Annotated in this window: 13 protein-coding genes; 8 read left to right on the forward strand and 5 right to left on the reverse strand. The window is 36.4% G+C overall.

Going from position 1 to position 15,940, the window contains the following annotated elements; translation table 11 throughout:
- Window positions 1-32 precede the first annotated feature (32 nt).
- Together Q3Y49_RS18790 and Q3Y49_RS18795 are read left to right on the forward strand one after the other, a co-directional pair.
- Window positions 33-548 carry an MBL fold metallo-hydrolase gene (locus Q3Y49_RS18790; RefSeq protein WP_367892459.1) on the forward strand — a complete coding sequence of 172 codons (516 nt, stop codon included), beginning with the start codon at window positions 33-35 and terminating at the stop codon, window positions 546-548.
- Window positions 545-1,411 carry an MBL fold metallo-hydrolase RNA specificity domain-containing protein gene (locus Q3Y49_RS18795; protein WP_367892460.1) on the forward strand — a complete coding sequence of 289 codons (867 nt, stop codon included), beginning with the start codon at window positions 545-547 and terminating at the stop codon, window positions 1,409-1,411. The genes Q3Y49_RS18790 and Q3Y49_RS18795 overlap by 4 nt, the downstream gene beginning before the upstream one ends.
- Here the strand turns inward: Q3Y49_RS18795 and Q3Y49_RS18240 are convergent.
- Window positions 1,408-2,157, reverse strand: a complete 750-nt coding sequence (locus Q3Y49_RS18240; RefSeq protein WP_303270075.1) for a hypothetical protein — start codon at window positions 2,155-2,157, stop codon at window positions 1,408-1,410. The two genes, Q3Y49_RS18795 and Q3Y49_RS18240, sit on opposite strands and share 4 nt — an antisense overlap.
- 248 nt (window positions 2,158-2,405) lie before the next feature.
- Here Q3Y49_RS18240 and Q3Y49_RS18245 point away from each other — a divergent pair, with 248 nt between their 5' ends.
- The gene (locus Q3Y49_RS18245) at window positions 2,406-3,815 is read left to right on the forward strand and encodes an MBL fold metallo-hydrolase (protein WP_303270076.1); all 1,410 of its coding nucleotides are present in this window, start codon (window positions 2,406-2,408) and stop codon (window positions 3,813-3,815) included.
- A 135-nt stretch (window positions 3,816-3,950) separates the two neighbouring features.
- Here the strand turns inward: Q3Y49_RS18245 and Q3Y49_RS18250 are convergent, their stop codons facing one another.
- The 4 genes from Q3Y49_RS18250 to Q3Y49_RS18265 form a co-directional block, all read right to left on the reverse strand.
- Complete coding sequence (locus Q3Y49_RS18250) at window positions 3,951-4,685, reverse strand: LytR/AlgR family response regulator transcription factor (RefSeq protein WP_303270077.1); 735 nt, start codon at window positions 4,683-4,685, stop codon at window positions 3,951-3,953.
- Window positions 4,682-5,722 carry a sensor histidine kinase gene (locus Q3Y49_RS18255; RefSeq protein WP_303270078.1) on the reverse strand — a complete coding sequence of 347 codons (1,041 nt, stop codon included), beginning with the start codon at window positions 5,720-5,722 and terminating at the stop codon, window positions 4,682-4,684. Before Q3Y49_RS18255 ends, Q3Y49_RS18250 begins: the two co-directional genes overlap by 4 nt.
- A 151-nt stretch (window positions 5,723-5,873) precedes the next feature.
- A complete protein-coding gene (locus Q3Y49_RS18260; RefSeq protein WP_303270079.1) occupies window positions 5,874-6,614 on the reverse strand; it encodes a LiaF transmembrane domain-containing protein in 741 nt (246 codons plus the stop codon).
- A gap of 295 nt (window positions 6,615-6,909) precedes the next feature.
- On the reverse strand, window positions 6,910-10,167 hold the full coding sequence (locus Q3Y49_RS18265) for a S41 family peptidase (RefSeq protein WP_303270080.1): 3,258 nt from the start codon (window positions 10,165-10,167) through the stop codon (window positions 6,910-6,912).
- Between the two features lie 214 nt (window positions 10,168-10,381).
- On the opposite strand from Q3Y49_RS18265, the gene Q3Y49_RS18270 reads away from it, so the two are divergent.
- From Q3Y49_RS18270 to Q3Y49_RS18290, 5 genes are all read left to right on the forward strand, one after another.
- Window positions 10,382-11,104 (forward strand): NAD(P)H-binding protein, encoded by a 723-nt coding sequence (locus tag Q3Y49_RS18270; RefSeq protein WP_303270081.1) that lies wholly within the window; start codon window positions 10,382-10,384, stop codon window positions 11,102-11,104.
- Window positions 11,105-11,575: 471 nt separating this feature from the next.
- A complete protein-coding gene (locus tag Q3Y49_RS18275; protein WP_303270082.1) occupies window positions 11,576-13,126 on the forward strand; it encodes a M20/M25/M40 family metallo-hydrolase in 1,551 nt (516 codons plus the stop codon).
- 217 nt (window positions 13,127-13,343) lie between these two features.
- On the forward strand, window positions 13,344-13,922 hold the full coding sequence (locus Q3Y49_RS18280; RefSeq protein WP_303270084.1) for an RNA polymerase sigma factor: 579 nt from the start codon (window positions 13,344-13,346) through the stop codon (window positions 13,920-13,922).
- On the forward strand, window positions 13,909-14,568 hold the full coding sequence (locus Q3Y49_RS18285) for a hypothetical protein (RefSeq protein WP_303270085.1): 660 nt from the start codon (window positions 13,909-13,911) through the stop codon (window positions 14,566-14,568). The genes Q3Y49_RS18280 and Q3Y49_RS18285 overlap by 14 nt, the downstream gene beginning before the upstream one ends.
- 15 nt (window positions 14,569-14,583) lie before the next feature.
- Window positions 14,584-15,744, forward strand: a complete 1,161-nt coding sequence (locus Q3Y49_RS18290) for an outer membrane beta-barrel protein (RefSeq protein ID WP_303270086.1) — start codon at window positions 14,584-14,586, stop codon at window positions 15,742-15,744.
- Window positions 15,745-15,940: the final 196 nt, after the last annotated feature.

The following is a 15,940-nucleotide window of genomic DNA, read 5'->3' on the forward strand; positions in this document are numbered from 1 at the left end:
TTTTTTGCATCTTGTTGCTATAAATAATTCGCATGAATGTAAGAGTAAAGTTTTTAGGTGGAGCCCAATCCGTTACAGGGTCAAAGTATTTATTAGAAATTGATGATTTTAAAGTATTAATAGATTGCGGACTTTTTCAAGGCCTCAAAGCGTTAAGGTTAAGAAACTGGGAAGATTTCCCCATTGATGTAAAAGAAATTGATGCCATTGTACTTACACATGCTCATTTGGACCATTCTGGTTATGTTCCCCGAATGGTAAAACAAGGATACAAAAAGAATGTATATTGCACTGAAGCCACCGCTGCATTATTAGAAGTTATGTGGCTGGATTCAGCTAAATTACAAGAAGAAGAGGCTGAATTTGCCAAGAAAAAAGGATATTCTAAGCATAAAAACCCATTGGCTTTATATGACCAAAACGATGCAGAAGCTGCTTTAAAAACAATAATTCCCAAATTATTCAATAAAGAGTTTAAGCTAAATGAAAAAATCAGCATTATCTTTCACCCTGCTGGACATATTTTGGTGCTGCCTCAGTTGAAGTGATCTTAAAGGGAGAAAATCAAAGCAAAAACATCATTTTCAGTGGTGATTTAGGCAGAGAGACAGATCCTGTACTTTTCCCACCCTCTTCATTCAAAACTGCAGATGCGATATTTTTGGAATCCACCTATGGAGACCGTACAAATGAGGTAGCTAAAGTTCAAGATGAACTAAAAGAGTATATTCTAAAGCACATGAATGAAGGAGTAATTATGATTCCTGCCTTTACTGTGGGCAGAACACAAAATTTACTCTTTTACATCAATGAACTAATGAAAACTGGACAAATACCACATCTCCCTGTGTATATAGATAGTCCGATGGCCATTAGCGTCACGAAACTATATGAAAAATTCTCAGATCAACATCGGTTACATGAGCAAGATATCTTTGATAACAAGAATTTCCACTACGTTAGAGAGCATCAGCATTCTAAGGCATTGGACAGCTTGGAAAATCGAGCCATAATCATTTCAGCTAGCGGAATGTTAACCGGTGGTAGGATATTGAGCCATCTTTTCAAAAGGCTTGGCAATAAAAATGATTTATTGCTAATGGTAGGCTTTCAGGCAGTGGGCACCCGAGGCAGAGATATTTTAGAAGGTAAAGAAAGCGTCAAAATTTATGGGGAAGAAGTCCCTATAAAATGTCAGTTTGCCAAAATTGACGGTTTATCAGCCCATGCCGACCAAACAGAATTGCTAAACTGGTATGAGCATTTCCAAGATCCCTTGAAATTCACTTTCCTGGTTCACGGAGAACTTGAGGCGATGGAAACCTTAAAAAGCAAATTAGAGGAAAAAGGAGCTCGTAATGTTTTCATTCCTGACTATATGGAGTCTTTTGAGCTATTTTCAGGTATTTAATAGGATATTTTCTTCCAATAGTAATTTAGATTAACTGAAATATTCCCTGTATTCATACGAAAGGGATAGATAAACTCTCCTTTAAAATTAATAGGCTCTGCAATTGAACTAATGGAAGCATCATATTGGACTTCTAATCCTAAATGCCAATATCGTGCTTCGGCCACTAAAACAAGATTATGATTAAAGGTTTTCATTGGATTTTGAATAATGGCTTCATTGGCAAAATCCAATAATTTCTGATTTGTAGGTCTTGATAACCATCTCTCACTAGCATCATAAGGGAATATGCCCTCTTTATTTTTATGATGCATATAATTTAATTCATAGCCTAAACTAAACCTATATTCTATTTTTCGTTTCACCACTAATGAGGGCATCACATTAAACAAATAGGACTGGTAAAGAGCAAAAAATGTTTTTCCATTAGGTATCATGATCGCACCTTTTTCAGGCGGTGGATCATAATCTAAAACCGTTAAAAAATAAACTTGATTATGGGTTTTCGCATTAAACCTCAAGGAAAGAAAATCAAATCTCTTACTGGGGATTTCCAAAAATACACCTCCTTGATTATATCCACGTCCATTATCTGAATGTAACCGTAAATCTACACCCTGATAGCGACCACTGGTGTTTAAATCTGAATGATGAATTTTAAGTCCAACAGTAGCACCAAAATTGATTTGAGCCGACAATCCAATGGGTAAAATACTTAAAGCAAGTAATACTAGCAATCTATGCATATTCAACTATTTGGATCTTGGATTACTATTCTTAAATGTATAAAACTTTATAAACACAGTCCATTCAAAAAGTAAAGTGGACTTCAATAGATTTAAATTAATAAACTAATTTTTTAAAACAAAAATATCCTGACAATAATCATCTAATATTCAGATATAGATCATAGTTAACAATAAATGTCATCAAAGTTACTAACCTATTGATTATCAATGCGTAAATTTATTTAAAACTAAATTTCCCTAAAGCTATGAAAATCGAACAAATCTACACCGGATGCCTAGCACACGCAGCATATTATATTGAAAATAACGGAGAAGCTGCAATTTTCGATCCTTTAAGAGAAGTGCAGCCTTATATAGACAGAGCAACAAAAGACAAAGCGAAAGTTAAGTATGTTTTTGAAACGCACTTTCACGCAGACTTTGTGAGCGGTCATTTGGATTTAGCCAAAAAAACAGGAGCTAAAATTGTATATGGCCCAACAGCTAAACCACATTTTGAGGCTATAGTTGCGCAAGATAATGATATTTTTGAAGTTGGAAATTACAAAATTAAAGTGCTGCATACACCTGGCCATACTATGGAAAGTACCACGTATCTTCTGATAGATGAGAATGGTGATGATCAAGGCATCATTACTGGAGATACTTTATTTATCGGGGATGTAGGCAGACCTGATTTGGCTCAACATGTAATTGAAGACCTTACTGAAGAAAAATTAGCAGGACATCTATACGACTCCTTACATGAAAAAATTCTTCCTTTAGCTGACCACTTGATTGTATATCCAAATCATGGTGCAGGAAGTGCCTGTGGTAAAATGATGAGCAAGGAAACCACCGATACTTTAGGTCATCAAAAAGAAACCAATTATGCGTTACAACCCATGGAAAAAGAAGAATTCATTAAGCAATTATTGACTGGTTTAACCCCTCCTCCAGGTTATTTTCCGAAAAACGTATTGATGAATATTCAAGGATATGAAAGCATTGACCACGTACTAGAGAAAGCCAAAGTACCGCTTAGTCCAGAAGCTTTTGAGGCTGCTGCCAATGAAACCGGTGCATTAGTTTTAGACACTCGCAATGCTGAAGAATTTTCCAAAGGTTTTATCCCCAACAGTATCAATATAGGATTGGATGGAAATTTTGCCATGTGGGTTGGTGAAATGGTTGCGGATATAAAACAAAAAATCTTGTTGGTTGCTGAAGAGGGCAAAGAAGAAGAAGCTATGATCAGACTATCACGTATAGGTTACGATCACACCATTGGATACTTGGACAGAGGATTTAACAATTGGAAATACGCCCATAAAGAAATTGACAAAGTAAGCCGGATTGATGCAAGAGAATTAGCCTGTGAAATGAAAGATGTGCCATTAATTTTTGATGTTAGGAAGAAAAGTGAATTTGATTCTGAGCACGTTATAGGAGCACAAAATATTCCACTAAACCAGATCAACTCTCATTTGGCTGAGTTACCGAAAGATAAGCCTTTCATCATTCATTGTGCCGGTGGTTATAGAAGTATGCTAGCTGCCTCCATTTTAAAAGCAAGAGGTTGGGAAAAATTTATAGATGTAAGAGATGGTTTTAAAGGCATCAAAGAAACCAATATTCCTATTAGTGAATATGTATGTCCCACCACTTTGCTTTAAATCAATTCCAAAAGAAAATATACATGGCAGGTCACGACCTGCCATTTTTTCAATTCAGATCCGAAAACTACAAATTGTAGCTTGAATTTAGTGTTGTCTCTTCCTCCTTGGTGGGTTCAGGGGGCGAGGACCGTGTTATATCCCTAAAGCACTTTTCAATTTGGGGTAACCCGTCTTACTCACTGGAATCTTTTCTCCACTTGTTAATATTACTAGGTGACTATCCTTCTTATAAGCCTCAATTTTTGTGATCTCGGCTATTTTCACAATGTAAGACCGATGGACCCGAACAAATGATTCTGCTTGCAAATGATTTTCAAAATAGCTTAAGGTTTTGTTTTTTAAGAACTTTCCCTCCTTAGTATAAATATTTACATAATCATCATTGGCTTCTAAATATTGAATTTCCTTAGTGGGAATAATTTTGATATCATTCCGATCCCTTAGGACAATTCTGCTTAAAGAAGCTATAGTTTCTGTGGTTTCATTATCGAGTAGCTCTTGAATGTTTTGTCCTTTACCAGTCTGTTTAAATTTTTCAATCGCCTTATCAAATCTATCTTGAGAAAAAGGTTTCAGCAAATAATCAACAGCATGAACCTCAAACGCTTTCATAGCATATTCATCAAAAGCAGTGGTGAAAATAACGGATGGAATTTCTTCCAGTAATTCCAACATTTCAAAACCATTTATTTTTGGCATTTGAACATCAAGAAAAATTAAATTGGGTTGATGTTGGTGAATGGCTTTAATACCTTCAAAACCATCATGACAAATGGCTACAATCTCAAAATCTGGAAATTTCGACAAGTATTCAGCAACTAAATTTGTTGCCAAGGGTTCATCATCAATTATTATAGTCTTTATCATGAGATTTGAGGAATTAATAGTTCAACTTTAAATTGCTGAGATAAGGCAGTAGTTTTAAGTAAATCATATCGTCCAAAAATTAAAAATAATCGTCTTCGGACAGCTTCCAAACCAAATCCAGCTCCTTTTGTCTGACCTGCTTTTGGATCAAATGGATTTTCAATGATGATTTCAAGACTCTTTTTCATTTTCTTAAACTGCACATTAATGGCAACATCTCCTGTTAAACCATATAGACTATGCTTAATAGCATTTTCTAATAATGGTTGGACCATTAATTGAGGCAATTTCAATTGCTCAATGCCAGCCTCAATATCAAAATTGACTTGTAGTCTGTGTCCGAACCTTACTTTTTCAATATCAATAAATAAATTTAAAAACTGGATCTCATCTTCTACCTGAATCCACCTATCAGCTTCTTTCTGGATGGTACCTCTTAAAAAGTCTGATAATTGTAACACCATTTCTCTGGCCTTTTCGGGTTTCACTTTCACTAAAGAACTAATAGAATTCAAGCTGTTAAACAAAAAATGTGGTTGTAGTTGTTGACGAAGCTGATGAAGTTCTGCCTCATTTGCCATTTTTTGCATTTTCACCTCCCTTTCTTCTGCCTCTACTTGTTCCTGTAGCTTTCCTTGGAGATTTAGCAATAAGGAATAGGAAAGAAAAATCAGCAAGATGATAAATCCTCTCAGAACAAAAGCTTCATTAAGAAAAGTGATGTTTTTAAAATTGGAAGGCACTACCCATTTTATTAAAAAATCTCCTGAATATAATATGAGCAAAGATAAGATGAGAGGGAAAACCACCAGCAAAACCTTATTGCCTTTGGTGGGCGTATAAAACTTGAAAATATTATCCAGCAACATAAATCCAAATATCACTAAAAGGCTAAATAATATACTGTCTATTAAAGCAGATGAAAAATCAAGCCCATAATGCATCAATAAAAAAATGGATAAGCCAAGCCATACTAAAAGAATGGCTGATAGCTTTATCCACGATCTATTTTGATGACGAATGAATTGCAAAAACATTTCTAAATCTAGTAGGAATTATTAAGTAAAATTAAATATTGTGTAAGAGAAACCTTGTCAGGTTATCTAACCCCCAAGGTTTAAATCTACAAAATAGCAGTTCCAATTATCGGTCAGACGGTTCTAACCGTCAGACCGAATTAGGCAGGAATCAATAAGATTTAAACTCTAATCCACCAAAATTAACCGAGCCCTTGATATACAAAATTTTCCTATCGGCTTCATCCACAGAAGGAAAAGCTCTTTTGTCTTCAATTCCAGAGAATACATTGCTAACGTCAGCTTGCACTTCCCAATGGGGCGGAATAATCAGTTTCAATCCCCCAAAAGTGACTTCCACATCTAAAACGGCACTATCTTGAATTTCTGCTTTGGATAAATCAATGTCCGCTCCTCCGAAAGCAGTTGTAATTTTCCCACCTTTAAAATTCTTGGTAATCAACCGTCTTTGAACAGACGCAAATACCGCCTCGGCTCTTATAAAATCACTTTCCACTGTTTTAGAATCAGAAAGACCTAAGTCTTCATCAGAGCCGTGTTCGGAATCTCCTTTATGGAAACCAAACTTGCGGCTGCGGCCAAGGATCAAATATAATCCTATTAAAATGATACCTCCTGGTAACAAGTAATCATAGTATTCAGCTGGAATAAACCCCTCTCGTCTGATTAAGAAAAAACTACCGACCAACAACATGATGAGGCCAAATCCATTTCTTAAACCATGTCGAACTAAAGAATAAATACCAATCCCGATAAAGATAAATGGCCAGCTAAATATCCAGCTGAACTCTATTACATCCATTCTATCTAATAATAAAATACCTCCAATGATCAAAAGTATAACCCCAAATGATGCATTGTTTCTTCCTGTGTTTTCTTGTTTGTTTTTCATGACAGTTTGATTTTTAGTAATGAAACAAACTTAGAAGGGTTTTATAAATAATACCTTTGTAAATAGGCCAAAAAATGGCAAAACTAGGTGAGTGGCGGAAATGAGTCGGTGAAATATCTATAAAAATGTCGGACATCCTCCATGCTCCCATATTTCATAAAGCAAAAAAATGTCCGACATAAGCAACTAGTTATCTTCTACCATATCAGAAATGTCAGACATTAGGAACATCAAAATTCCTTTATCAATATAGATAATGTCTGACATGAATTCGTAATTCTCAAATTACTAATTATTAATTATCATCCCACCCCTCCGGTCGCTTCCATTTCACTGGAGCTTCAGGTTCAGGTTGCATTTCAAACTCCTCAGTTTCCAGTAGCTTTAAAGCTTGTTCTACTGCTTTTTCTAATTGTGCATCTCGTCCTTGCATGGCCAATTTAGGATCATCAATTACTTCAACATCTGGCGCTATACCTTCTCCTTCTACGGCCCATTCGCCATCAGTATCATAAAAACCACCTCTTGGAGCTACCATTCTTCCTCCATCTACAAATTGAGGTGTATCCCAGGTGCCCACTAAGCCACCCCAGGTTCTAGTTCCTACTAATGGTCCAATATCCTTCTTCTTGAACATATAAGGCAATAAATCGCCTCCAGAACCGGCTCTTTCGTTTATAATCATCACTTTTGGCCCCCAAAGCCCCGCTATCGGGGAAGTCCAAGGACGATTCTCTCCTGCCTTACTGTTGAAATAACCAATCGGCTCACGGGTCATAATATCTATCATATAATCAGCTGCAGATCCACCTCCGTTATTCCTCTCATCTAAAATCACTCCTTTCTTATCTTGTTGAGAAAAATAATAGCGATTGAAGCTTGTGAAACCAGGCCCGCTGGTATTGGGAATGTAAACATACGCCAACTTTCCATTGGACATTTCATCTACCTTCCGTCTGTTGCCTTCCACCCAATCAACATATCGGAGCCAATATTCACTACCTATTGGTTCAACATATATCCTTTCAGCTCCCGATTTTGAAGGGCTACTATTAACCAATAGTGCAACAGTTCTTCCAGCTGTTTGTGCAAAATGGTCATAAATATTATCAGCTTCAGTTATTGGGGTTCCATTAACTTCTAATATATAGTCACCCACCTTCACTTTTTGACCAGTTAAGCCAAGTGGAGCTTCTAAGCCTGGGTTTGATTGTTCACCATCATATATTTTAGATATTCTGTAGAAGCCGTTCCTGATTTCATAATCGGCCCCTAACAAACCGACTGGGACACTTTCCACATCTGGCATATCTCCACCTGAAACATAGGAATGCCCGATCGCAACTTCACCACTTAAAATATCAACCAAATAATTTAAATCAGTTCTATGATGGACATGTTTCACCCACGGCTGATACCAACTATATACTTTATCCCAAGGTGCTCCATGCACATTATCGACATACAGGAAATCACGCATAAATCGCCAGCCCTCCTTAAATATTTGCGCATATTCTGATGTCGGATTCACTTTCATTTGTGCCGATATAGAAATATTATCCTCCCCCTTCGGTTTTCCTGAGCTAGCAGTAACGCTCCAGCTACCCCCTTTTTGAAACAATGTGAATTCACCATCTTTTGACAGCACCATTTGACTAATACCGTCATCCCAATCTTCTGCTTCCTCTTTTTTTACATCATAGTCGTGTACTTTCAATCCCTGTTGATTAGGAACAGATTCCGCAATAAACACTTTATGGGGTTGACCACTTTTGATAAATTGATAATTTCTTGCAGGTAGTTTTAAAGACACAACACGATTTTGAATATTACTAAAATCAATTTCAACTTTCTTATTTTCAGTAGTGGCTTCTTCTTTGCTTTTCTTATCCTTTTTATCTTTGGTGCTTTCCTCCTCCTTTTTGGCTACTTCTTCATCACTTTGAGGCAAATTAGGAGCCTTTCCATCAGCACTTAGAACTACCGCATAGAGGCTTCTACTTACTGAAGGATCATAAGAACTCATATCCAGCCAGCCCGAATTTAAGCCATAATCTGTACTTGCCAAGAAGTACAAGTACTCTCCGGATTGATCCCATTGAGGCGAAGTTGCATCTGCTAAAGGATCTGAAACTTGATATGTCTGTCCAGATTGGGTATCATAGATGAAAATAGCTTTGAAATGACTATTTTGCTGTTTTTCATAGGTAATATAACGGCTGTCGGGAGACCAATTTGGATTCAATGTTCTGTTTGGATGTGCATAACCATCCGTATCTACTTTTTTGACCTGTCCATTTTCTAGATTAATATACCAAATATTGTAGTCCGTATCAGTGTAGGTAATCATTTTACCATTTGGCGACCAATCCGGAGTAAAGTAGAAAGTTGGATTTTCTAAAGCATAAGCTTTTTGATTTTCTCCGAATTGATTCGCTACCACCAATTGATATTCCCCACTAGCATCAGAAAACCAAGCAATTTGATCACCTTTTGGGGACCAAATAGGATAGCGATCAGCTACTCCACTGCTTTGGGTGATGTTTCTCCAGCTCCCCTCCTCCTTCGGAAAAGTAAAAATATCTCCTCTATGCTCAAATATTGCCCTTTTTCCGTTTGGAGATAGGTTTGGATTATCAACGTTTCCTGCTTTTACATCTTCCCATCTTTCACGACTAAAGTTCAAATCACCTTGTACATAGATTTCCAATTGTCTGGAAGTATTGTTACTTGCATTTAATAAATGAAGATATCCTCCTTGCTCATACACAATTTGATCGCCAAAGGCATCTAAGCTTTTTACGTCATATTTTTTATGAAAGGTAATTTGTTCTTCCTCAGCTGAGACCATATCGTAGCTCCAGATATTGCTTACATAATCTCTTTCGGATAAATAGTAGACTTTTTGGCCTACCCAAACTGGATCAAGATGTCTCTCTTTATCCAATTGCGGTGTTCTGGTTAGCTGTTGGTTATCAAGATTTAAAATCCAGATGGGCATAGCTTGACCACCTCTGTAATTTCTCCACTCAGGATCCCAAGAGGTTATGGGTGTATAAGCTAAATGTTTACCATCAGAGGAAAGCTCACCATATGCAGCTCTGATATCTACCAATGGCTGAGGAAAGCTTCCTTTTGCTGCAACGGTATATAGTTGAGAGGTTTTGGTAGGGTGAGCCTTTCTGCCAGTTCTAAATAGTATTTCCCCTGTGGGTGTCCAGCCCTGAACATAATCGCTACCCGGATGGTAGGTCAATCGTTTAGGTGTTCCCCCTTCAACAGGCATTACATATACATCAGTATTACCATCATATTCGGCACTGAAAGCAATCCAGTTTCCATCGTTTGAAAAGTGCGGGGAAGACTCATATCCTTCATAAGTAGTCAACCGAACAGCATCACCGCCAGAAAGTGGGGCTTTCCATAAATCATTTGCATACACAAATACGACATTCTCGGCCGAAAGACTAGGCTGACGTAACAGCATTGTGCCTTGGGAAAAAGCTTCGGCAGATACAAAAGCTATTAGTAAGAACAAAAATATTTTCTTCATAAGAATTGGTTTTTTTGATTTGATAAGTAAGCTAAGAATTTTGGATGAAATTTGGTAGAAGAATTTTATGAGTGTTGATTTTATAATCTGCTGGATTGAACTGAGATATTTAAGAGAAGTCTAGACTAGACCCCGTATGATTGATTTTAAATTATAGTATACTATATTGATAAATATTTCACATTGGATTGTACGAAACTAAGCCCTTAAATAATTGAAAACTTTAATATTGGGTGCCAGCGGTGCCACGGGAAAACTTTTGGTCGAACAATTATTGTTAGCTGAACAGAATATAAAGGTAGTCATTCGCCCGACCGCCCAAATCCCTACATTTTGGCAAAATCATGCGAACTTGGAAATTATATCTGCTGAAATCTCTAAAATGAAAACAGTTCTAATGAAGGAAATTGTTTCTGATTGTAATTCCGTGGCGGTTTGTCTTGGTCACAATCTTAATTTTAAAGGCTTGTTTGGGAAGCCTAGGAGGCTTGTAACTGATGCAGTACGATTGCTAACCTCATCCATTCTAAAAGTCCAAAATCAAAAACCCATCAAGTTAGTTTTGATGAACACTGCAGGAAACCGAAATAGGGATTTAAAAGAATCCATCTCTGTTAGTGAAAGCTTAATCATTACTTTGCTTCGATTGCTGTTACCTCCACACCTTGATAACGAGCTAGCAGCAGAATATCTTAGAAAAAAAATCGGAAAGCAAAACAATACAATCGAGTGGGTAGTGGTAAGACCAGATTCTTTAATTGACGAAACTCAGGTAAGTCAATACTCCCTGCTTCCCTCTCCAAATACAAGTGCCATTTTTAAGCCTGGTAAAACGAGTAGAATAAATGTAGCTCATTTTATGGCAGACTTAATTCAAAAGGCTGATTTATGGAATAAATGGGAAGGACAGATGCCTGTAATTTACAATCAAATCTGATTCAATTACTTTTATTAAAATCATTTATGCTATATATTGAAAGTTAATGTATCAACCGCTAATAAGTAATGAAAAAGAACCTAATCATTTTTATCCTTACAATTATCACAGCAGTTTCAGTAGTTTTTGCATTTAATCAAAAGCAACAAGTAGAGGAGCAAAAAGCTTTGGTTTAAGAGTACACTGACTCTTTAAAGCAAAAAGGTAGAGAACAAGAAATTTCAAGAGATCTTGTAGAAAAATATTCTAGAATAGCAAAAGAAGAAGCTGAGAAACTTCGAAAAAAGGCAGAAATGGATCAAAATGAGAACTGACTTGATGGCTTATGGGAAAAATAACAAGTTAAGAGCAATTTTTTTACTCGTTTAAAGCTTTTAAATAAAACCCTACAGTTTTCCACTCATATAAATTACCACATCAGCAAAGTAAGTATTTAATATCTTGTATGTATAATTAAGCAAACAAATACTTATGAGAAAATTAAAACTACTTTTTACCATCTATTGCTTATTTGCAATATCGACTGCATTTGGTCAAACTTCAACAGAGATGGTTGACGCCATTGTGAAAGAAGCTAATGATAATTCACAATTGGAACCTTTGGCGCATGAATTAATGGACGTAATTGGTCCTCGTTTGGTAGGGACCCCACAAATGAAAAAAGCTAATGACTGGGCAGTAGCGAAGTTTCAAAGCTGGGGAATTGAAGCCGAAAACCAAGAATGGGGCAAGTGGAGAGGATGGGAAAGAGGAATAACACATGTAGATCTCGTGGAGCCTAGAGTTGTTAGCCTAAGTGGAATGCAACTAGCTTGGAGTCCAAGTACCTCCAAAAAAGGAGTAACTGCTGAACTCATGATTATTCCTGAAGTGGAAGACTCTATTGCTTTTCAAAAGTGGCTACCAACGGTAAAAGGAAAAATTGTATTAGTTTCAATGAACCAACCTACCGGACGTCCAGATTACAATTGGGAAGAATTTGCAACAGAGGAATCATTTGAAAAAATGAAAACTGAAAGAGATGCCCAAACTGAAGCTTGGAGAGCAAGAATGAATGCCACTGGATATAACTCAAGAAACATAAATGAAGTACTGGAAAATGCAGGAGCCCTTGCTATTGTTCAATCCAGATGGTCAAATGGATTTGGAGCAAATAAGATATTCAGTGCAAATACTAAAAATATCCCTGTTGTTGATTTGTCTTTAGAGGATTACGGAATGATCTATCGCTTGACTGAAAATGGAGCAAAACCAAAAATAAAGATCTTGGCGCAGTCTTCCGAACTAGGAACAGTTCCTACCTTCAATACTATTGCCACTATAAAAGGGACTGAAAAACCAGAAGAATACGTTATTCTTTCTGCGCACTTCGACTCTTGGGACGGAGCTACAGGAGCAACTGATAATGGCACTGGAACAATAACTATGATGGAAGCTGCAAGAATTCTTAAAAAGCTGTACCCAAATCCTAAGAGGACAATTATTGTAGGACTGTGGGGAAGTGAAGAACAAGGTTTAAATGGATCTCGTGCTTTTGTGGAAGATCATCCTGAAATAGTAGAAAACGTACAAGCAGTGTTTAATCAGGATAATGGAACTGGTAGAGTAGTCAATATTTCTGGTCAGGGATTTCTACATTCCTATGATTATATCGGAAGTTGGTTAGAGGCTGTACCAAGAGAGTACAAAAATGAATTGGAGACAAATTTTCCGGGAACACCTTCACGAGGAGGATCTGATTATGCTTCTTTTGTAGCTGCAGGCGCACCTGCATTTTCTTTAAGCTCGCTTAGTTGGAGCTACTGGAATTACACATGGCATACTAATTTAGATACTTATGACAAAATTGTATTTGATGATGTGCGTAACAATGCTATTCTAACTGCAATATTGACTTATATGGCAAGTGAGGATGATGACACCACTGCAAGAGAAAGAGCAGTACTACCTACAAATCGTAGAACAAATGAACAGTATGAATGGCCAGAGCCACGAAAAGCTAATAGAGATGGTGGGAAATAATCATTGCATCTAACATTTAAAATGTTTGATAATTACAAAAGGATAGAATCATTTAGCTTCTATCCTTTTTTATTTAGAAAAAATAATACCCTCTAATTCTCCATAATTGAAGATTTCGGCATCTTTTCAATAAGAATTTCACTAAATTTCAAAAAACTTTATCAACCCACGCAACTGATCGTAACCCAATTGCATCTTGAAGATGTAACCAGCAATAATGAAAGTGTTTATCAACAAATCTAAAACGGAAGAAGACTTAATAGCAGGATGCATTAAGCAAAAAGCAAGTGCACAACGTGCCTTGTTTGACAAATACTCCGGCAGGATGTTAGGCCTTTGCAGAAGATACGTAAAAGATGTGTTGGAAGCAGAAGGCGTGATGATCACAGCTTTCACCAAGATATTTGAACGAATAGAACAATATACAGGTGAAGGGAATTTCGAAGGCTGGATGAAGCGCATCATGGTAAATGAATCTTTGCAATATCTACGGAAGCATAAAAATATGCAACTGAATATGGATATAGAGGAAGCACACCATTTACCAAATTATGATGCTATGGAGGATCATTTGCAAACAGAAGATTTAATGCAAATGATAGGCGAATTGCCAGTAGGGTATAGAACGGTTTTCAACCTCTATGCCATAGAAGGTTATTCTCATAAGGAGATAGCTGAACAGTTAAGTATTAATGAAAACACTTCCAAATCGCAGTTGAGTAGAGCACGGGTCTACTTGCAAAAACGACTAGCAGAAATGGAACAAGAAATATCAATAAGTCATGGAAACTCATAAAATAGACCAATTATTCAAGCAAAAACTGGATCGTCACAGCGAGGTAGTATCTGCGGATGCTTTCGCAAAGATGCAAGCCCAAATGAAAGGCAAAAAGCAAAAAAAGGGCTTCCCTTGGATGATAGCAGCTAGCATTAGTATCCTATTGATTGTGTCATTCGGAATAGCTTATAACTATAATCAAAATACGGAGCAAAATTTTGCCCAATTGGATCTCAATCAATCAAGTATAAGTCTTAATGAGACTGGAGAAATAAGATTTCCTGAGTTACAGCAAGAGACTCAAACTCAAGTGGACATCCTACAGAAACAAATTTCTGCTCCAATTCAAAAATCTACTCCAATAAAGGTTGAATCGCAAGACTTAAGCCGAATGGCTACATTGGATAAAGTAAATGCTTTTAAAGCAGATATTAGGTTGAACATGGTTCCTGAATTAAGACTTGCTCCAAAAGTGGATGCAAACAAAGTAATTGTAGAAATACATTACGCTTACGCAGAAAGTAAAGAAGATCAGAACATAATAGAAAAGAGTAATAAAAAACTTAAATCGCTGGCCAGTGAATTTAGTTTAGCTGAACTAAGAAGTGCGAAAAACGAGCTATTTGCTTCAGCCTTACAGTTCAATAAAAAAGGAAATAATTAAAAAAAAGACACAGACATGCAAAATATAATGAAAATATCGATGGTAGTTTGTTTAGGCTTTTTGAGCACATTAGGCCTAGCACAAAGTTACAACTCAGAAAATGCAGATACTAAATTAGTAATCGGAGCAGCAGAGGATAATCAGTTAGTAAACAAGGGAGTATTCATTGTAAGAATATATAAATCAACAAAAAGGGCTGAGTTAGAAAAATTTAAAGAAGAGGCCGAAGAATTAAATATAGATATAGAATACGAAAGCCTTGAAATAATAGATGGTAAAATTGAAGCCATTACACTTAAAGTCGATTGTAATGATGGCTTTTCTGGGACCGCTTCCACCACAAATATACCTGAATCAGGAATAGGTTTCATTAGAGATTACCGTGACGAAGCTGACATCCCTTTTGTAATTGGTAGAGTATTCGATAAAGGGAAAAATTACACCTCTGATGAGTCAAAAGAAGACAATAATTGGAAAGAGGAGTTGAAAAAAGAGTTTGATACTGCATTCAATGAAGAAAAAACTATTGAAAAAAGAAAAACATCTTTTATAAATTATGATCATGAAATTGATTTCTCTATGGGACTAAATAATTACCTGAATAATGACAATCAATTCCCTGATAGTGACAATAAAGATTTTAGTTTAGACCCATTGACCTCATGGACTTACGGTCTACACTCTAACCACATCATCTCAGTTAGTCCTTATGTAAAATTCAATTTTCAAATGGGGTTATTGTGGAATAACTTTGCGTTGGCTGATACTAAATATCAAGTAACAAAAGGACCTGAACAGTTACTCTTAAATGATACTGAGTTATCAAGACCAGACATCAGCCCAACGAGAAGTAAATTGAATATCACATACTTAAATTTCAACTTAGTGCCAATGTTTCACTTGGGTAAAAGCAGCAATGCTTTCAGATTTGGTGCAGGGCCTTATGGAAGTTATCGAATTGCCAGTAAATCAAAATTCAAGTATAACGATAATGGCAAAGATGTAGTAAAAAACAATTTCCATATCAATAACTGGAAATATGGAATTAAAGCACAAGTAGGATGGAAAGGAGTAGATTTGTTTGCCACCTACGATTTGAGCCCAATTTTCATTGAAGACAGAGGACCAGAAGCTGAATATCCATTAAGAGCCATATCGTTTGGAGTGATTTTTTAAACCTCTCCTTCTTATTTGACTCTAAATTAATAAGGAGTACAGTAAAGAGACCTGTTAGGTTTAGCATACCTGACAGGTCTCTTTTATTTACCGGGATATAATCCATGCGCCCAATCTCCAATATTTCAATTGCAAGCCGGATCCATTTTAAATGTTGCTACATCTAACTTTTAAAACTATCTATCGAATATTTTTA

This window comes from Marivirga harenae, assembly GCF_030534335.1.
Classification (GTDB): Bacteria; Bacteroidota; Bacteroidia; order Cytophagales; family Cyclobacteriaceae; genus Marivirga; species Marivirga harenae.